16 protein-coding genes are annotated in these 18737 nt (G+C 73.9%); 8 read left to right on the forward strand and 8 right to left on the reverse strand.

Annotated elements, in window-relative coordinates; all coding sequences use genetic code 11:
- Window positions 1-37: 37 nt before the first annotated feature.
- Window positions 38-1153, reverse strand: coding sequence for a hypothetical protein (locus HD593_RS63705; RefSeq protein WP_281402488.1), 1116 nt, complete (start codon window positions 1151-1153; stop codon window positions 38-40).
- Window positions 1154-1214: 61 nt separating this feature from the next.
- Between HD593_RS63705 and HD593_RS34025 the strand changes: the two genes are divergently transcribed.
- On the forward strand, window positions 1215-1730 hold the full coding sequence (locus HD593_RS34025; protein WP_185106041.1) for a MarR family winged helix-turn-helix transcriptional regulator: 516 nt from the start codon (window positions 1215-1217) through the stop codon (window positions 1728-1730).
- Here HD593_RS34025 and HD593_RS34030 read toward each other — a convergent pair.
- Window positions 1685-3025, reverse strand: coding sequence for a 6-phospho-beta-glucosidase (locus tag HD593_RS34030; RefSeq protein WP_185106042.1), 1341 nt, complete (start codon window positions 3023-3025; stop codon window positions 1685-1687). The two genes, HD593_RS34025 and HD593_RS34030, sit on opposite strands and share 46 nt — an antisense overlap.
- A 10-nt stretch (window positions 3026-3035) precedes the next feature.
- Complete coding sequence (locus tag HD593_RS34035; RefSeq protein ID WP_185106043.1) at window positions 3036-3806, reverse strand: DeoR/GlpR family DNA-binding transcription regulator; 771 nt, start codon at window positions 3804-3806, stop codon at window positions 3036-3038.
- A gap of 114 nt (window positions 3807-3920) precedes the next feature.
- Between HD593_RS34035 and HD593_RS34040 the strand changes: the two genes are divergently transcribed.
- From HD593_RS34040 to HD593_RS34060, 5 genes are all read left to right on the forward strand, one after another.
- Entirely contained in the window at window positions 3921-5153 is a 1233-nt protein-coding gene (locus tag HD593_RS34040; RefSeq protein WP_185106044.1) for a PfkB family carbohydrate kinase, read from the forward strand.
- 4 nt (window positions 5154-5157) lie between these two features.
- Window positions 5158-6582 (forward strand): extracellular solute-binding protein, encoded by a 1425-nt coding sequence (locus HD593_RS34045; RefSeq protein ID WP_246546848.1) that lies wholly within the window; start codon window positions 5158-5160, stop codon window positions 6580-6582.
- A 2-nt stretch (window positions 6583-6584) separates the two neighbouring features.
- Window positions 6585-7463, forward strand: coding sequence for a carbohydrate ABC transporter permease (locus HD593_RS34050; protein ID WP_185106045.1), 879 nt, complete (start codon window positions 6585-6587; stop codon window positions 7461-7463).
- 96 nt (window positions 7464-7559) lie between these two features.
- A complete protein-coding gene (locus HD593_RS34055) occupies window positions 7560-8360 on the forward strand; it encodes a carbohydrate ABC transporter permease (RefSeq protein ID WP_185106046.1) in 801 nt (266 codons plus the stop codon).
- A 14-nt stretch (window positions 8361-8374) separates the two neighbouring features.
- Window positions 8375-11278: a sugar-binding protein gene (locus tag HD593_RS34060; RefSeq protein WP_185106047.1), complete on the forward strand. Its 2904-nt coding sequence runs from the start codon at window positions 8375-8377 to the stop codon at window positions 11276-11278.
- Between the two features lie 520 nt (window positions 11279-11798).
- On the opposite strand, the gene HD593_RS34065 is transcribed toward HD593_RS34060, so the two are convergent.
- The 5 genes from HD593_RS34065 to HD593_RS34085 all read right to left on the reverse strand — a co-directional run bounded on the left by HD593_RS34065 (window position 11799) and on the right by HD593_RS34085 (window position 16399).
- On the reverse strand, window positions 11799-12539 hold the full coding sequence (locus HD593_RS34065) for a CAP domain-containing protein (RefSeq protein WP_185106048.1): 741 nt from the start codon (window positions 12537-12539) through the stop codon (window positions 11799-11801).
- A 121-nt stretch (window positions 12540-12660) separates the two neighbouring features.
- Window positions 12661-12942: a hypothetical protein gene (locus HD593_RS34070; protein WP_185106049.1), complete on the reverse strand. Its 282-nt coding sequence runs from the start codon at window positions 12940-12942 to the stop codon at window positions 12661-12663.
- 81 nt (window positions 12943-13023) lie between these two features.
- Window positions 13024-13221, reverse strand: coding sequence for a hypothetical protein (locus HD593_RS34075; protein ID WP_185106050.1), 198 nt, complete (start codon window positions 13219-13221; stop codon window positions 13024-13026).
- Window positions 13222-13404: 183 nt separating this feature from the next.
- On the reverse strand, window positions 13405-15561 hold the full coding sequence (locus HD593_RS34080; RefSeq protein WP_185106051.1) for a prolyl oligopeptidase family serine peptidase: 2157 nt from the start codon (window positions 15559-15561) through the stop codon (window positions 13405-13407).
- A gap of 37 nt (window positions 15562-15598) precedes the next feature.
- The gene (locus HD593_RS34085) at window positions 15599-16399 is read right to left on the reverse strand and encodes a MerR family transcriptional regulator (RefSeq protein ID WP_185106052.1); all 801 of its coding nucleotides are present in this window, start codon (window positions 16397-16399) and stop codon (window positions 15599-15601) included.
- 171 nt (window positions 16400-16570) lie between these two features.
- Here HD593_RS34085 and HD593_RS34090 point away from each other — a divergent pair, with 171 nt between their 5' ends.
- Both HD593_RS34090 and HD593_RS34095 read left to right on the forward strand, forming a co-directional pair.
- Window positions 16571-17503: a zinc metalloprotease gene (locus HD593_RS34090; protein WP_221525133.1), complete on the forward strand. Its 933-nt coding sequence runs from the start codon at window positions 16571-16573 to the stop codon at window positions 17501-17503.
- 301 nt (window positions 17504-17804) lie between these two features.
- Window positions 17805-18692 carry an AfsR/SARP family transcriptional regulator gene (locus tag HD593_RS34095; protein ID WP_185106053.1) on the forward strand — a complete coding sequence of 296 codons (888 nt, stop codon included), beginning with the start codon at window positions 17805-17807 and terminating at the stop codon, window positions 18690-18692.
- The last annotated feature ends 45 nt before the right edge of the window (window positions 18693-18737 follow it).

Here is an 18737-nt window from a genome sequence, read left to right on the forward strand (position 1 = left end):
TTCCGCCTGGCGCGCGGCGGCGCCCCGCTGGACCGGCTCACCGAGCTCGCGGAACATCTGGCGGAGCTGCTGACGGATCCGGTGCAGGTGCACGTTCAGGAGCAGGTGCAGGCGCCTGTGAAGGGGCTGGCGAGGAGACAGGGGCCGGCGAGGGGGCGGGGCGCCTGAAGAGCGCGGCGGTGCGCAGGCCGAGCCAGAGCAGCAGCGCGAGCACGCCGACCAGGACGTACTCGATCGCGGGGATCCTGACGGCCTCGCCGGCCGCCGCCCAGAGCTCGCCGCGCAGCCCGTACACGACCATGGCGGCGGACACGTAGCAGGCCGCCAGCCCCCACCGGACGGCCGCGGACAGCCCCAGCCCGTGCATCTGGGTGATCACGAACACCCCGAGGAAGCCGAACAGGAACATCGGCCACGCCCCGCCGGGGCCTGAGGTCATGACGGCGACCAGCGTGCCGTGCACGGCGACCGTGGCCTCCAGGGTGAACGTCCACCACCGGTTGGTGTGCGCCCTGGTGAGGAAGAGCGAGCCCTGCAGGAGCAGCAGGAACATGTAGAAGAAGCCGATCAGGTGCCCGGAGGTGGCCTCGGCGGGGTGGTACCAGAAGGTGTACACGGCGGCCCAGCTGAACAGGTAGCCGTGGTAGCGGCGGGCGAAGCCGACGACGGCCCGGCCGAGCGGCGCCGGCTTGCCGAAGAACAGGCCGCGCCGCCGGTTCTCCATGAGCAGCACGGCCACCAGCAGCAGGATCACCGAGCCCTGCGAGCTGAAGATCGACACGTCCTGCGCCAGGCCGTCGTAGAACAGGTGGGTCTGCAGGACGTGCAGCGCGATGAACGCGGTGTTGACGGCCAGGGCGGCGACGTTGACCCGGTGCAGGCCGCCGGTGTAGCGGCGGACCCTGGTCTGCGCGTAGTAGATCAGCCACCAGAAAACGATCTGGTGGGCCGCGTAGCCGAGCCAGGCCGACAGCCGGGTCCACAGCGTGGGGTCGGGGAGTTTCCAGTAGTACCAGGCCGCGCCCTGGTCGGGCAGCAGCTCGACGTCCTGCAACCGCCCGCCGAGCAGCCAGATCAGGCCGGTCATGGCGGCGCTGGCCACCACGCCGAGGAGCAAGGCGCGGCCCGCGCCGACGTTCCGCAGCGCCGTCATGGGAGGACTCCGTTCAAGTCTTTCCATCATGGAAACTTTCCACCATGGAATGCTAGTGGGCATGACAGCGAACGGGGGCGCGCCTGACGCGTTCGAGCTGATGGTGATGATGCGGGCGCTGAACGTGGAGAGCGACCGGTTCGCCGAACGGTTCGCCGCCCTGCACCGGCTGCACCGTACGGACCTCAACGCCCTCGTCGCCATCCTCGACGCGGCGCACGCCGGCACGCCGCTCACCCCGGGCGGCCTGGGCGCGGCGCTCAACCTGAGCCCGCCCGCCACCACCGCGCTGATCGACCGGCTGGAGCAGGCCGGGCACGTCGAGCGGCGGCGCAGCGCCACCGACCGGCGCAAGGTCGAGGTGGTGCTCAACGAGCAGGCCGCCGAGCTCGCCCGCCGCTTCTTCGCCCCGCTCGGGCGGCACCTGACGGAGGCCATCGAGGCGTTCACGGCCGACGAGCGGCGGGTCATCGGGCGCTTCCTGGACAGCGGCATCCAGGCCACGGCGGCGGCCAGGCTGGAGGCCGGGGATCAGGAGGGGAAGACGGCCGCCAGCTCGGGGACGCGCGCGCGGTAGCCGTCCAGCAGCAGCCGGGCCGTCGTCACCGAGTCCACCAGCGGGTGCTGCGCGAACGCCGCCACCGCCAGCCGGGACGACCCCGTCAGCGCCGCCTCGATCGCCGTCTGTTCCACCGCCTTGACCTGCTGCATCAGCCCCAGGAACGGCCCGGGCAGCGGCCCGGCGGCCAGGGGGCGGGCGCCGGCGGCGTCCACCGCGCAGGGGACCTCCACGACGGCCTCCTCCGGCAGCCCCGGCACCGCCGTGCCGTTGCGCACGTTGAGGATCATGGTGGCGGGCTCGCCGCGGGCGATGGCGGCCATGAGGGCCAGCGCGATGCCCTCGTACCCGCCCGCCTCCAGGTCGGCGGCCGAGCGTTCGCCGGCGCCCGTGGTGTCGCGGGCCTCGGCCATGTACGTGCTGTCCCGCTCCCTGCGCGCCCGCGCCCACGCGGCGGTCGCCTCGGCCGGGCGGGCGAGCGCGGCGGCGTAGAAGCGGTCCTGCTGCTCCAGCAGCGACTCCCCCCGCGTACGCCCCGAGCCGGCCGCCACCGCCTCCCGGGTGAAGTAGTAGTAGTACAGGTACTCGTTCGGCATCGCCCCCAGCGCCCGCACCCAGTCAGGCCCGAACAGCCGCGCCTCCTCCACCCGCCCCAGCAGGTCGTCGTCGGCGAGCAGCCGGGGCAGCACGTCGCGCCCCTCGAACGTCAGGCCGCGCAGCCAGCCGAGGTGGTTGAGCCCCACGTAGCCGGGCGAGACGCGGGCGGGGTCGAGCCCGAGCGCGGCGGCGGCCCGCCGGACCAGCCCGAGGGGCGAGTCGCAGATGCCGATCACGCGGTCGCCGAGCACCCGCCGCATCGCCTCGGTGACCATCCCGGCGGGGTTGGTGAAGTTGATCACCCACGCGTCCGGCGCGAGCGTGGCCACCCGCTCCGCCACCCGGACCGCGACCGGCACCGTACGCAGCCCGTACGCGACGCCGCCCGCCCCGGTCGTCTCCTGCCCGACCAGGCCCAGCTCCAGCGCCACCCGCTCGTCGGCGGTGCGGCCCGCCAGCCCGCCCACCCGGATGGCGGAGAAGACGAAGTCCGCCCCGCGCAGCGCCGTGTCGAGGTCGGTCGTGGTGCTGACGGCCGGCGGGTCGTCGTGGCCCGCGGCCAGGCCACGCAGCACGTGCGAGACGGCCTCCAGCCGCCCGGGAGACACGTCGTACAGCACCACCTCCTCCACCCGCGGCTCGGCGGTGTCGCGCAGCAGCGCGCCGTACACCAGCGGGACCCGGAACCCCCCGCCGCCGAGAACGGCCAGCCTCATCCTCACCCCTTCACGCCAGCAGGACCTCGGCGCCCGCGGCCGCGCAGGCGCGCAGCGTGGCCTCGTCGGCGCCGTCGTTGGTGACGATCATGTCGATGTCCTCGGGCCCGCACACCCGCAGCGCGCCCGTGCCGGGGAACTTGTGCCGGTCCACCAGCAGCACCACCTGCCCGGCCGCCGCGATCATGGCCCGCTTGAGGGGCACCTCGGCCAGCGTGGTGTCCACGAGCTGCCCGTCCGGGCGCACCCCGCTCGCGCCCAGGAACACCCGGTCGGCCACCACCTGGCCCAGCGCGGCCTCGGTCAGCACCCCCACCAGCGAGTGGTACGCCCTGCGCACCATGCCGCCGAGCAGCAGCAGCTCCACCTCGGGGTCGGAGCGCAGCACGTCGAGGACGGCGAGGCTGGAGGTGACGACGGTGACCCGGCGCCCGCGCAGCCGCCTGGCCAGCCGCATCGTCGTCGTGCCGATGTCGAGCAGGATCACGTCGCCGTCGGCGACGAGCCGCGCGGCGCGGGCGGCCACCGCCTCCTTGTCCTGCTCGTCGGTGCCCATCACCTCGGCGAACGGCCGGTCGGCGTCGGCGTCGGCACCCGGTCCGGCGCTGGCCAGCGCGCCGCCCCTGACCCGGCGCAGGGTGCCGTCGCGGTCGAGCGCCTCGAGGTCCCTGCGGATGGTGGACGGGCTCACGCCGAGCTGGCTGGCGAGATCGCGCACGCTCGTGGCGCCCGAGGTGCGGACGCGGCGCATGATCTCGGCATGCCGGAGGCGCTGGAGCACAGCGGGATCCTATCAGTCAAATTCGCGCAGAAGTGAGCATCGTGCACTTGAAGTGTTCGAGCAAACGTGCAAGATTGCGCACAACCGACGGTGTGTCGAGGAGGACTCATTCCCGTGTCTGTCCAGGCGTACGACCCTCTCGCCGGCGAGCGCACCCCGGAGGGTCCGCAGTTCGACGTCTTCCTGGCCGGGACCGTCTTCCTGGACATCATCTTCACCGGCCTGCCCGCCATGCCCGCCGCCGGCACGGAGATCTGGGCCGAGGGCATGGGCTCGTGTCCCGGCGGCATCGCCAACCTGGCCATCGCGACCAGCCGGCTGGGGCTGCGCACGTCGCTGGCGGCGGCGTTCGGCGACGACGACTACGGCGACTTCTGCTGGCGCACGCTGGAGCGGCAGGAGGCGGTGGACCTGTCCAGGTCCAGGCGGTTCGAGCACTGGCACTCGCCGGTGACGGTCTCCATGGCGGTCGACCGCGACCGCAGCATGGTCACGCACGGCCATCCGGCCCCCATGACGGCCTCCGAGATGATCGGCTCCCCGCCGCGGTCCCGGGCGGTGATCGTGAGCCTGTCGGCGGAGGAGCCGCTGGGCGAGCCCGGCAGCGCGTGCAACTGGGCGGAGCTGGCGCATCGCGAGGGCTCGCTCATCTTCGCCGACGTCGGCTGGGACCCGTCGGGCGTCTGGTCGCGCTCGGTGCTCGACCAGCTCGAGTGCTGCCACGCGTTCATGCCGAACGCGACCGAGGCGATGGCCTACACCGGCGCGGAGACTCCCAGGGACGCGCTGTACGCGATCGCCGACAAGGTGCCGCTGGCCGTGGTGACCGACGGGCCCAACGGCGCCATGGCGATCGACTCGGCGACGGGCGAGGAGGCGTTCGTGCCCGCGCCCAGGGTGACAGCGCTCGACCCGACGGGCGCCGGCGACGTGTTCGGCGCCGGGATCGTGCTCGGCACCCTGTGCCACTGGCCGCTGGCCGACCGGCTGGCGTTCGCCGGGGTGTGCGCGGCGCTGGCGGTGCAGCAGTTCGGCGGCTCGCTGGCCGCGCCCGGGTGGGGCGACATCGCCGACTGGTGGCACGAGGTGCGCGCGGCCGCCGACCACAGCGGCGCGTACGGCAGCGCGCTGGCCCGCCGCTACGCCTTCCTCGACCGGCTGGTGCCGTCCGTCCCGGTGGGAGCCGTGCGCCGTGCCGCCGCCACCATCGCCCGGTACGCCGACGTCGGCATGGGGCCGGCCGTACCGGGGAAGCGGGCGGATCAGACCGTGACCCACCCCGCCGGCGAGACCCCCTCCGGCGACGGGGACCCGGATGCGCCTCGCGCGCCCGCGCGGAAGGAGTGAGCCGTTGACCCCCCACAAGCGACAGCCGCACGAGGCCGGAGCGCCGGCCCTGACCGGCCGGAGGCGCCTCGGAGCGCTCATGGCCGCGGGCGTGGTGGCCGTGTGCACGGCGGTGTTCGCGGCCGCGTGCGCGCCCGGCTCCTCCGCCCCTCCCCCGTCCTCCCCCCGGGCGAGCGCCACGGCCGTCCGCACCGACGCCGCCGCGCTCGGGAACGTCACCCTGACCGTCTGGGACCAGGAGGTCCGCGGCGGCCAGGCGGCCCAGATGGAGAAGCTCAACGCCGCCTTCCAGGCCAAGTACCCCAACATCAAGCTGAACCGGGTCTCCCGCTCGTTCGACGACCTGAACACCACGCTGCGCCTGGCGCTGAGCGGCAACAAGCCGCCCGACGTGGTCGAGGCCAACAACGGCCGCTCCGCCATGGGCGCGTTCGTCAAGGCGGGCCAGCTCCGCCCGCTCGACGCCTACGCCGAGGCGTACGGCTGGAAGGAGCGGTACCCGGAGTCGGTGCTGCGGTACTCGCGCTACAGCGCCGACGGCAAGCTCTTCGGCGAGGGCAACCTGTACGGCCTGCCGCAGGTCGGCGAGGTCGTCGGCCTCTTCTACAACGCCGCCAGGCTGAAGGCGCTCGGCCTGGAGCCGCCGGAGACGTGGGCCGAGTTCGAGGCGGCCCTGGACAAGGCGAAGACGGCCGGCGAGGTGCCCCTGCAGTTCGGCAACCTCGACAAGTGGCCGGCCGTGCACGTGTTCGGCACCGTGCAGGGCCGCAGCGTGCCGCCCGACCAGATCGGCACGCTCGCCTTCGGCCGCAAGGGCGCCTCCTGGAACACGCCCGAGAACGTCAGGGCCGCCGAGCAGCTCGCGAGCTGGGTCGGCAAGGGGTACTTCGCCAAGGGCTTCAACGGGCAGGGCTACGACGCGGCGTGGCAGGCGTTCGGCAAGGGCCAGGGCGTCTTCCTGATCGCGGGCACCTGGCTGCTGGCCGACCTGCAGAAGGCGCTCGGCGCGGACCTCGGGTTCATGCTGCCGCCCGGCGCCACGGCCGGGGCCGCGCCGGTGGCGACCGGGGGGACGGGGCTGCCGTTCGCCATCACGGCCAAGAGCCCGCACCCGGACGCGGCGGCGGCGTACATCGACTTCATCACCGACGCCGAGGCGATGAAGGTGCTCACCGAGACCGGCAACCTGCCGGTCGCCGACACCGCCGCCCAGACGGTGGCGGAGGGGCCGCAGAAGGACGTGTTCACCGCGTTCGGGACGGTGACCGGGAAGGACGGGCTGGTGCCGTACCTCGACTACGCCACCCCCACCTTCGCCGACACCCTCGGCGCGGCCCTTCAGGACCTGCTCGCCGGGAAGGCGGCGCCACGGGAGTTCCTCGCCACCCTGGAGAAGGACTACAAGACCTTCGCCGAGAGCAACGGCTGAGCATGGCGGCACCCCCCGGCGAGCCCCGCCGCGTCGCCTACCTATACCTGCTGCCCGCCTTCGCCGTCTACGCGGTGTTCCTGCTGTACCCGATCGGCCGGGCCGTGCAGATCTCCCTGTACGACTGGGACGGCCTGTCGCTCGGCACCTGGGCCGGGCTGGACAACTACGTGGCCGTCGTCGCGGACGAGGGCCTGCGGGCGGCGTTCGCGCACGCCCTGGTCCTCATCGTCTTCTACGCCGCCGGGCCGCTGGTCATCGGGCTGGCGCTGGCCGCGATACTCAACCACGCCAAGGTGCGCGGGCTGGGCTTCTTCCGCACCGTCGTGTTCCTGCCGCAGGTGATCGCCATGGTGGTGGTGGCGGTGGCGTGGCGGCGCGTGTACGCCCCCGACGGCTCGCTCAACTCGCTGCTCGGCGCGCTCGGGCTGGACTCGCTGACGCGCGGCTGGCTGGGCGACTACACGTTCGCGCTGCCCGCGGTGGGGGTGGTCGGCACGTGGTTCGAGACGGGGCTGGTGACGGTGCTGCTGCTGGCCGGGATGAGCCGCATCCCGGCGTCGCTGTACGAGGCGGCGCGGCTCGACGGGGCCGGGGCGGTACGGGAGTTCTTCGCGGTCACGCTGCCTTCGGTGCGCGCGGAGATCGCGGTGGCGCTGACGCTGACGGTGATCGCCGCGCTGCGCACGTTCGACCTGGTGTACGTCACCACGCGCGGCGGGCCGGGCGACTCCACCTCGGTGCCGTCGTACGAGGTCTACCACCGGGCCTTCGGGCTGGGACAGGTCGGGTCGGCGGCGGCGATCGGGGTCACGCTCACCGTGGTGATCTTCGTGCTCTCGTTCGGGATCAACCGCTTCGCCGACAGGAGGCTCACGTGAACCCGCGCCGCACACCCGGGAGCGCTACGAACCCGCGCCGCCGCACGTCCGGGAGGGCCGCGTGAACCCGCTACGTCGCACGTCGGGCAGGGCCGCGTGATCTCGCGTGGGGAGCGGGTGGCCAACTACGTCATCCTGTCGGTGTTCGCCGCCTTCGCCCTCTACCCGATCGTGGTGATCCTGGCGGCCGCGCTCGGCCCGGCCGACAGCAGCGGCACCGCCGGCCTGGCGAACTTCGCCGCCGCCTGGGAGATCGGCCGGTTCGGCTCCTACCTGCGCACCAGCCTGGCCGTGTCGGTGTTCGTCGTGGTCGTCAGCGTGGTGCTGTCCATCATGAGCGGGTACGCGTTCGGCACGATGCGCTTCCGAGGCCGGTCCGTGCTGTTCTACCTGTTCATGCTCGGGATCATGATGCCGAGCGAGGCCGTGGCGGTCCCGCTCTACTTCGACCTGCGTTCGCTCGGGCTGATCGACACGTTCTGGTCCATCTCGCTGCCGCAGGTGGCGCTGTCGGTGGCGTTCGGCACGTTCTGGATGCGGGCGTACTTCCTGGCCTCGAACCGGGCGATCGTCGAGGCGGCCCGCCTCGACGGCGCGTCGAGCTGGCGCATCCTGTGGCAGGTGCTGCTGCCGGCGGCGCGGCCCGCGGTGGTCACGCTGACCGTGCTCGTGTTCATGTGGACGTGGAACGAGTTCCTCATCCCGCTGATCATGGTGACCAGCGAGTCGTTGCGTACGGCGCCGCTGGGGCTGGCCTTCTTCCAGGGGCAGTACACCTCCGGGTTCACCCTGCTGGCGGCCGGTTCCGTCATCGTGGCCACGCCTGTCGTGATCTTCTACCTGTTCCTCCAGCGCCATTTCGTCCGCGGGCTCCTCCAGGGGGCGGTCCGCGAGTAACCCGGGAGGTTCCGATGCACGTCAGCACTCCCACCGGGCCCGCACCCGGCACCCGCGCCCGGCGCGCCGCGGCGGCACTGGCAGTGGCGGCGGCGCTCACGCTCGTGCCCGCCGTTCCGGCCGCCGCCACAGCCGCCGCCACGGGGGCCGCCACGGGGGCCGCCACGGGGGCCGCCACGGGGGCCGCGCCGCCCGTGGACCTCGACGCGCTGTTCATCGGCGCTCACCCCGACGACGAGGCGTTCACCCTGTCCACGCTCGGCCAGTGGAACGAGGACCACGACGTGCGCACCGGCGTCGTCACCGTCACCAGGGGCGAGGGCGGCGGGAACGCCGTCGGGCCCGAGGAGGGCCCGGCGCTCGGGCTGCTGCGCGAGGCCGAGGAGCGGACGGCGGTGGGGAAGGCGGGCGTGCGCGAGGTGTTCAACCTCGACGACGTCGACTTCTACTACACCGTCAGCGCCCCGCTGACCGACCAGGTGTGGGGCGGCGACACCCTGGAGAAGGTCGTGCGGCTCGTCCGCCTGACCCGTCCCGAGATCCTGCTCACCATGGACCCGGCCCCCACCCCGGGCAACCACGGCAACCACCAGGAGGCCGCCCGGCTGGCCGTCGAGGCGTTCCGCGCGGCGGCCGACCCCGAGGCGTTCCCCGAGCAGCTCCGCGAGGAGGGCCTGCGTCCCTTCGCGCCGGCGCGCCTGCTCACCGGCGGCGCGCGCGGCACCTCGCGAACCGGGCCCGACTGCGCCTCGACGTTCCGTCCCGCGAACGCGGCGCAGAACGTGTTCGGCGTGTGGAGCGGGCGCACCTCGCCGAGCCGGGGCCGGACGTGGGCGGCCGTGGAGCGGGAGGCGCAGCGCGTGTACGCCTCCCAGGGCTGGGCCGGCTTCCCCGACGTGCCGTCCGATCCCGCCCAGCTCGGCTGCGACTTCTTCACGCAGGTGGACGCGCGGGTGCCGTTCCCCGCTCCGGGCAGCGCGGCCGCCGCGGCCCCGACGGCCGTCCTCGACGGGGCGCTGACCAGGGCGAGCGGCACGGCGCCGCTCGGGACCCTGTTCGGGCTGCGTACCAGCGTGTTCGACGTGCGGCCCGGGACGCCGTTCACCGTCGAGGTCTCGGTGAAGGCGCCGCCCCGTGAGCCGCTCGGCCGGTCCTCGGTCGCGTTGCGGGTGCCGGAGGGCTGGCAGGTCAGCACCTCTCCGAGCACCGGCACCACCCCGAAGACCGCCACCTCCCCCGGACCGGACGCCACCTCGCCCGGACCGGACGCCGTCCCCCCTGGACCGAGCACCACCTCCCCTGTACCAGGTGCCGTCTCCCCCGGGCCAGGCAGTGCCGGCCTCGGCCGGCTGGCCGCGGGGCGGAGCGGATCGGCGACGTTCAAGGTCACACCGCCGTCCGGGGCCGCCCTCGGCCGGGCGCGCATCGCGGCGACCCTCACCACCGAACACGGCGGCGGCTACACCGACCGGCAGGTCGAGGTGGTCCGCTCCGTACGGGGCGCGCAGCAGCCGCTCCCCCAGGTGGCCCAGTACGAGCAGTGGATCGCCGAAACGGGCGTGCCGCAGCTGCGCGGCCTGGTCACCCCGGTCCTCACCCTCCCGTCGGGCGGCACCAGGCAGGTCGGCGTCCAGGTCACGAACGTCAGCGACGCGCCCGCCTCCGGCACCGTACGCGTGGACCTGCCGCCGGGCTTCACCGCCGACCGCACGCAGGCGCCGTACACCGGCCTGGCGGCGGGATCGACGACCACGCTGCCGTTCACCGTCACCAACTCCGACCCCACCCTGGAGACCTCCAACGAGGGCGGCGACTACACCTACACCCTCACCGCCACCGGCCCGGACGGCACCACCACCAGCCGCCCCGCCCTGGAACTGGTCCCCGCCACCACCGTGCCGCAGGCGCCCGCCGCTCCCGCCGTGGACGGCACCGAGTCCGGCGGCGAGTACGGCGGCCCCGCGCTGGACATCTCCCGCCTCTGGGAGGGCACCGCGTGCTCCTCCGCGGCCGACTGCTCCGGCACGGCCAAGCTGACCTGGCACGACGACACGCTGTACGTGCTGGTGCACGTACGGGACGACGTGCCCGGCACGCGCCTGGCCGCCTCCGACTGCAAGCGGCACTGGCGTACCGACTCGGTGGAGATCACCCTCGACCCGCGCGGCACCTCCGAGAACACCTCCACCACCTTCAAGACCGCGGTACTGCCGGCGACCGCCGAAGGCCCGCCCTGCCACCTCCGCGACGCCGACAACCGCCAGGGCCCCGGCGAGGAGACGGCCCCGGGCATGCGGGTGGCCTCGAACGTCTCCGCCGGCGCGTACACGGTGGAGCTGTCCATCCCCCTCGCGGTCCTCCCCGGCGCCGTCGACCCGGCTCACCTGGGCCTGAACATCCTCGTCTACGACTCCGACACCCAGGACAGAACCGGCCAGACCCGCATCGGCTGGTCGACATGGGGCGGCGTCCAGGGCGACCCGTACCGATGGGGCCTCGCCACCCTCCCCGCCTACCAGCCCCCACCCGACCGCCCCACCACCCCGCCGGACCCGATCATCCCGGACACCGCCCTGTCGAGCCTCGACTCGCCGCAGTCGCTGGAGCAGTCCGTACGCGTACACGTCCCGCCGTCGGGCCCCGCGTCCCCGCCCTCCCAGACGGCCCGCGCCGTCTCCGCCACCGCCGGGCACGAGGCGGTCCGGGTAACCTTCCGAGCCGCCTCACGCGGCCAGGCCCACCTGTTCGTCCGGGACGATGGTGGCACGGCGGGCAGCCGCGTCGTCCCGATCCCCACCAAGGGCACCACGACCGTCACCGTCCCACTGACCCGCCCCCTGGGCGCCCGGCCGACGGTGGTGGCCGGCTGGCAGTCCCCCGACGGCGGAACCGCGGCTTCCCAGGTGCCCGTACGGTGACCTAGCGGCAGACCCACCCCCACCCGGCGAACGTCGACCGGGTGGGGTGCCCCGCTGGTGGTTCGCGAAGCGAGCACCTGCCACGCCACCCGGCTGGGACGGCTGGTCGGAGTGGCGCGGCCGGTCGTGGCGCCTGTGTTGGCAGCGCACGCGCCCTCAGCGCACGCGACCGCATCGCACGCGCCCTCAGCGCGCGTGGCCGGAGGGCACGCGGTGGCAGGTGACGCGGCAACGGCACGCGTCGTGGCAGCACGCGCGGCGCTGGCACCCGCAGCGGCGGCACACGTGGCAGCAGCGCGTCGGCGCGGCAGGACACATGGCGGCGGCACGTGCAGTGCTGGCACGCACAGCGGCGACAAGCGCGGCGACGGCGCGTGGCCACAGGCACGCCGGTGCAGGGCACCCGGGCGCGGGGCGCGCGGGGGCGGGGCGCGCGGGGGCGGGGCGCGCGGGTGGTGGCAGCACGCGCCCCGGTGGCACGGACGACAGCCGCATGGACAGTGGCGGCGGAAGGGCGGCGCTACCGCTGGCAGCGGCCGTAGTCCACCACGAATGTGCCCCCGCCGCTCGCCCCGGCACCGGCCGGGTCCGCCGCCCCTGCCGCGGCGCCGACGCCGGCGTCCACCAGGGTCGGGCTCAGGACGATCTGGCGGTGCCCGTACGTGCTGACGTGCACCCACCAGTGCACGGCGGCCCGTGGCGTGCCGGAGCCGCCCCACCCGGTGTACGTGGTCTCCGCGTACGCCCACGACAGCGGGTTCGGGCAGTAGCCGGCGGCCGTGATGCGGCTGCCCGGGGTGGAGCCGGTCTGCGGATTGGTGTGCGAGTTCGCGCCGGGCCGCCACCATTTCAGCCGGGCGGCGGCGTCGGCGTGCGAGGCCGCCGCGGCGTCCAGCGCGCTGTTGCGGGTGTACGGACGGAGGCCGGCCCGGGCGCGCTCGGCATTGATGAGGCAGAGCACCGCCTGGCGCACCATGGCGAGGTTGCCGCTCTGCGGAGCCGTGTCGTAGTACGCCGCCGCGACGTCACACCCGATCCCCGCCCCGGCCGAACCCCGCACCGCACCACCGACCGCCGTACCACCCGACGCGACGCCACTCCCAGCGGCCGAAGCCTGTGCCGTACCGCTGCTGAGCGCCGCGAGGCCGATCGCGACGCTGCCCGCCGTAGCCGCGGCTCCGAGTAGCCGCAGGGTGCGCCGTGCCCGGGTCTTGACGGGGACGGGGGCGGGGGCGGGGGCGAAGGGCGAAAGGTCACTCATGAGGACCCCTTCCGATTGGGTCCTCCAGTGATAAGGCCGGCCCTGGGCCGCGGGCATGAGTAGCCCTTACTCAGGCAGCGGTGCCGGTGGAAGGTGAACGGCCGCCGTCAGGCGCCCGCCATCAGGAAATCCGGCACCTGTTCCCCGACAGGGTGCCGTTCCAGGGAAAGACGTAACCGCACACGTAGGTGCCCGCCGCGGCGCCGAACCGCAGGATGACGGTCACGTCCGCGTACCCGGCCCCGCTGCACCCCCAGCCGCTCAGCGTGTACATGTCCCCGGCCGGGCTGCGTTCGCCGGAGAAACATTCGTGGGAGCCGTCCGCCCGGGCGGGGGCGGCGAGCATGGACAGGGCGAGCACGGCGATCCCCGCCGCGCCGGTGGCACGTCGTTGGAAGGTCATGCACCGACCGTAGGAGCCGCCCGCCGGAGGCACCTAGATGCGATTCGTCATCTCCGGGTGTGCGTTCCTCATCTCCGCGGCTCACTCCCGGTTGTTGAGCCGGTACGAGCAGATCAGGGCGACCAGGATGACGGCGCACATCGCGATGCTGAGCGCTTTCGTCGAGATCGCCGCCGCGGCCAGGCACACCGCCCCCGCGGCGATGGACAGGACGACCACCAGGGTGCTCCTGCTGATGCGGGGTCTGTCCGGCGCGGGTGGCGGGTGTACCGCCGCCATGGGGAGCGGCTCCCATAAGGTGCCGCATTCCGGGCACTGCCACCGGGTGTGGCCGGTGGAGCCAGGGCGCGTGCACTGGTGGTTCACTCGGTGCCTCCTGCGCGGTCTCGTCGGTGACGGGGCCGTGCCGCGGGTTCGCGGCGGCCCACGGCCGTACGTTAGAGCATCGGAGTGACATGACGATCACCGCCGGACCGGGCCGGGGAGCGGGACGAGGTCCAGCTCGCGCATGACGAACGCGAGCCAGTAGGTCTGCTGCTCGACGATGGTGGTCCAGCTCGTCCCGCCGTGGCCGGCCCCCTGCCACACGCGCAGCAGCACCGGGTGCGGGGAGGTCGTGGCGGCCTGGGCGCGGGCGGCGAACTTGCGGGAGTGCCAGGCGGGGCAGCGCGGGTCGTTGGCGCCGGCGTCGAGGAGGATCGCCGGGTACGGGATGCCGGGCCGGACGTGGTGGTACGGGGAGTACGCCATGAGCACGGGGGCGTCGGCGGGGTCGTCGGGGTCGCCGTACTCGGGGAGGGTCGCAGCGGCGCCGACGGGGTCGCGGGCGACGCGCATCAGGTCCAGCTTCGGCGCTCCGCACACCACCGCCCGCCACAGGTCCGGCCGTTGCGTGACCGCCACGCCGGTGAGCAGGCCGCCGTTGGAGGCGCCCTGCACGGCCAGCCGGTCGGGTGCGGTGATCCCGTCGGCGATGAGCCGCTCGGCGATGGCGTACAGGTCGTCGAAGCTGTTCTGCTTGGCGTGCAGCCGCCCGCCCTCCCACCACTGGAGCCCGAACTCGCCGCCGCCGCGCACGTGGGCGTGCGCGTACACGCCACCCGCCTCGACGAACGCCGCCACCGGCCCCAGGTAGGAGGCGAGCTCGGCGACGTTGAAGCCGCCGTAGCCGTGGATGAGCGTGGGCTGCGGGCGGGAGCGGTCGAGGCCGGCGCGGTGGACCAGGGTGCAGGGCACGGGGGTGCCGTCGGCCGAGGTGGCCCAGATGCGGGTGGTGACCAGGCCGGGCAGGGTGTGGCCCGCTCCTTGCAGCCTGGTCAGCTCGCCGGTGCCGAGGGCGTAGTGGTAGACCGTCGGCGACTGCGTGTAGGAGGTGTAGCCGAAGGTGATGGCGTCCTCGCAGCCGATGACCTGGTCCATCACGCCGAGCGCGATGACGCCCTGGGCGACGGAGCTGACCGAGCCGGGGCCGGGCAGCGGCACCTCGCCGAGCTCCTTGCCGTCGAGGTCGAGGACGCGGATGCGGGAGACGGTGTCGACCAGCTCGCCGAGCACCAGCCGGTCGCCCACCAGCGTGACACCGGTGAGCACGGCGTCGCCGCCGGGGACCAGCTCGGTCCAGGAGCCGGGGTCGCCGGGGCTGTCCAGCGGGATGCGGACCAGCCGGCCGCGCGGGGCGCCCGCCGTGGTGACGGCCACGTAGGAGTCGCCGGTGAGCACGCCCTTGTACAGGTGCTCGGTGTCGGTGATGAACTCCCGCCACCGCCAGGACGGCGGCCCGCTCCCGCCCGCGGCTTCGTCGAGGCGGGCGAGGTAGTGCGGCCGGGGGCGCAGGTGGTCGACCTGGAGCAGGGCCCACCGGCCGTCGCGGGAGATCCTGGGGATGGCGAACAGGTGCGGGATGTCCAGCGGCTCGGGCTCGGTGGGCGGAGGCTGCCCGAGGCGGTGGAAGAACAGCCGCCAGCACAACGGCGGCCGGGCCGCCGCACCGGGCGCCTGGTCGGCGGCGGCGCCGGCCAGGTGGTCGGCGCCGGCGGCGGCCACGTGGTTGGCCATGTAGAAGAAGCCGGTGCTGTCGGGCAGCCAGGCCACCAGGCCGGGGCGCTGTTGCGGCACGCCGTCCAGCAGCACCTCGCCCGTGTCGAGGTCGATCACCTTGAGCTCGGGCAGCTCCCGGCCGGACGCGTCGAGCGAGTACGCCAGCAGCCGCCCGTCGGGCGACGGCTGCGGGCTCATGCGCAGCGGGGTGCCGCCGGTGGACAGCTCGTTGAGGTCGATCACCGTACGCCAGGGGCCGGTGACGTCGCCGGCGGCCTCCAGCACCATGAGGTCGCGGCCGTCCGGGACGCGCCCGCGGAACCAGCGCGGCCCGTACCGGACGGGCACCACGAGGTTGCGCGCGTCCATCTGCTCGACCAGCTCGCCGACGCGGGCGGCGAGGCGGTCGTAGTGCGGCCAGGCGTGCACGTGGGAGCGGGCCAGCTCGTCCTGGGCCCGCTGCCAGTCGGCCACGCCGTCGCCGCCGTCGTCCTCCAGCCACTGGTACGGGTCGTCGAACACCAGCCCGCCGGCCTCGTTCCGCTCCGGCCGCACGGGCGCGGCGGGATACCGCAGGGTCATGCCGATCTCCTTGTCGTGTGAGGCAGCCCGCGGGCTGTCAGCCGTGCTCCCGCGCCGCCCTGGCGCGCTGGAAGTAGTCGAGGACGGCGGGCAGGTCGTCGGCCTCCAGCCAGTCGATCTGGCGGCTGATCTCCGCGCTGACCTGGGCGCCCGCCCTGCGCCACAGCGCCATGCCGGCGCCCTGGAGCTGCTCGGCCACCTTCGGGTCGCTCACCTGGAGGCCGGCCGCCATGGCCTCCCAGCGCCCGGTCACCTCCTGCACCCGCGGGTCGTCGACGGGGGTGCCGGCCCGCATGAGCCGGCAGCCCTCGCGCAGTAAGCCGAGCCACTCGGCGCGGTAGCCGGCCATCCTGTCCTGGCCGAGCTCCGCCCGGCGGCGTGCCAGGTGGTCGCGCAGCTCCTGGTCGAAGTACGACTCGTACACCGAGTGCAGCTCGAGCGCCGCCATGACCCGCTCGGGGTCGGGCATGACCGCCTGGTCGAGCAGCGTCACCAGGCCGCCGATCCGCTCTCTGAGCTGGTCGATGCGGACGGCCTGGAGGTCGAGCTCGGCGAGCTGGGCGCCGAGGAGCGCGCGCAGCGCCGTCAGGTCGTCGGACGAGCGGTCGAGGATGCCGCGGATCTCCTCCAGGGTCAGGCCGAGGCCGCGCAGCGCCCGCACGCGGTAGAGCCGCCGCAGGTCGGCCCCGGTGTAGCGGCGGTGGCCCGACGAGGTGCGCTCGCTCGCCGGGACCAGGCCGATCTCCTCGTAGTGGTAGAGCGTGCGGATGGTCACGCCGCTGGCCTTGGCCAGCTCACCGATGCTCCATCGGCGCTCTCCGTCGTCGTCGCGGGTCACGGGTACGACGGTAGGACCTCCCGTGGCGGGAGGTTCAACTCCATCACTCTGCGTGATTGAACGACTACGCCATGGGTAGAGGTGCAGAAAGCCAACATCCCCAGCGGGGTGGTGCGGCGTCCCCCGATCCCTCCGGCGTACGCCCCCCGCGCCCATGGAAAGGGAGCCCCCGTGCCCAGTGCCGACCGCTGCGCGACCATGCCCGTGCACCACCAGCTCATCGCCACGTCCCCGCGTTACGCGGTGGCGCTGGCCGCCATCGAGAACGAGACGTTCGCCAGGAAGAACGCCAGGGCCGCGGCCAGGGAGGAGGTGGTGACGATCCCGGTCGTGGTCCACGTCGTCCACCACACCCCCGAGCAGAACATCGGCCAGGAGCAGATCGACAGCCAGTTCAAGGTGCTCAACGAGGACTTCAGGCGCGTCAACCCGGACGTGGGCAAGGTGCCGGAGGTGTGGCGGGACCTGGTGGCCGACGCGCGGCTGGAGTTCAAGTTGGCCGACACCGACCCCGACGGCAACCCCACCTCCGGCGTCGTACGGAAGGAGACCGCCGTCGAGGCGTTCGAGCCGGATCACGGCGTCAAGTTCGGCGACCGGGGCGGCTCGGACGCCTGGCCCGCCGACCGTTACCTGAACGTGTGGGTGTGCGAGCTGAAGACCGCCCTCGGGTACGCCACGTTCCCCGGCGGCCCCGCCGAGCTCGACGGGGTCGTGATCCTGCACCGCGCGTTCGGCACGACAGGAACGGCCGAGGCCCCGTACGACGGCGGCCGCACCGCCACCCACGAGATCGGGCACTGGTTCAACCTGCGGCACATCTGGGGCGACGACGGCGACGGCTGCTCGGGCAGCGACTTCGTGGACGACACGCCCAACCAGGGCGGCCACAACCGCGGCACGCCCGCCTTCCCCAAGCTGAGCTGCGACAACGGCCCGCACGGCGACATGTTCATGAACTACATGGACTACGTGGAGGACGCCTCCATGTACATGTTCACGAAGGGACAGGCGGAGCGCATGGACGCGGCGCTGGCCGGGCCGCGCTCGTCGTTCCTGGCGCCGCAGGTCAGGCAGAGCATGCGGCTCGGCTCCCCCACCTGACCTGCCACTATCCGGCGACCTCTTCCGATGCCGGGCCGAACCGGGCCGGCAGCTTCCCGGTGGCGGCGGATCCTCCGCCGGACGGTCCGCTGGCGGCACCCACCGCCCGGTCCGTTGCCCGTACCCGCCGGACGGTCGGCGCTGGCCGTACCCGCCGGACGGTCCGCCCGCCGTACCTGGCGGGCTCGCCGTGTACTCCCGCGGGGCGGTTCCCCGGGGGCCGCCGCTACGGCACGTGGTGTAGCGGAGCGAGCGCCGAGCAGCGGATGTCCCTGGCCGCCCGCGACGCGACAGTGGACGCATGGATGGAGGAGGTCTGAGCATCGCGTTACTCGGGCCGCTGGAGGTGCGGCTGGACGGGGCGCCGGTCCTGCTCACCACCAGCAGGCTGCGGGCGCTGCTGGCCGTGCTGGCGGTGTTCGCGGGGGACGCGGTGACCGTGGAGCGGCTGGCGCTGGCCCTGTGGGGGGAGGAGCTGCCGGCCAACGCGCGGCGCAGCGTCCAGACGTACGTCACCCGCCTGCGCCGGGCGATCGGCCGGGCGGCGATCCGCACCACCCCTGACGGTTACGTGCTGGACGTCGATCCCGGCCAGGTGGACGTGCTGCGGTTCCGCGCGCTGGTGGCCGAGGCGGGCAGGGCGCGCGGCACGGCGGAGGAGCGGGAGCTGGTGGAGGAGGCGAGGCGCCTGTGGCGCGGCCAGCCGTTCGAGGGCATCGACTCGGACTGGCTGCGCGCGACCGTCTCGCCGTCGCTGCAGGAGCTGCACCTGAGCACCGTGGAGCGCCGGGTCGACCTGGGGCTGGCCGAGGGCCGCCACGGCGAGCTGGTCGCGGAGCTGCTCGGCCTGGCCGCCGGGCACCCGCTGCGGGAGTCGTTGTGGGGGCGCCTGCTCGTGGTGCTGAAGGCGTCAGGAAGGCAGGCCGAGGCGCTGACCCTGTACGAGCGGCTGCGCCGCCGCCTGGCCGACGAGCTGGGCACCGACCCCTCGGCCGAGCTGCGCCGCATCCACGCGTGCCTGCTGCGGCCAGGCCCGCGGCAGGGAGGCGTGGCGGTGTTCACGGGCGTCGTGGAGCCGTGCGCCGGGGGCTGCCTGATCTCGGGGAAGGCGGTCGAAGGCAAGGTCGAAGGGGAGGGCGGGGGCGAGGGGGAGCGCCGATTCTTGGCGTTCGTGTGGAGCTCGGTGTAACGGCGGGCACAGGCATGTCGGCGGGCGCCGTCCAGGATGGGTGAT

This window comes from Nonomuraea rubra, assembly GCF_014207985.1.
In the GTDB taxonomy this organism is placed as follows: Bacteria; Actinomycetota; Actinomycetes; order Streptosporangiales; family Streptosporangiaceae; genus Nonomuraea; species Nonomuraea rubra.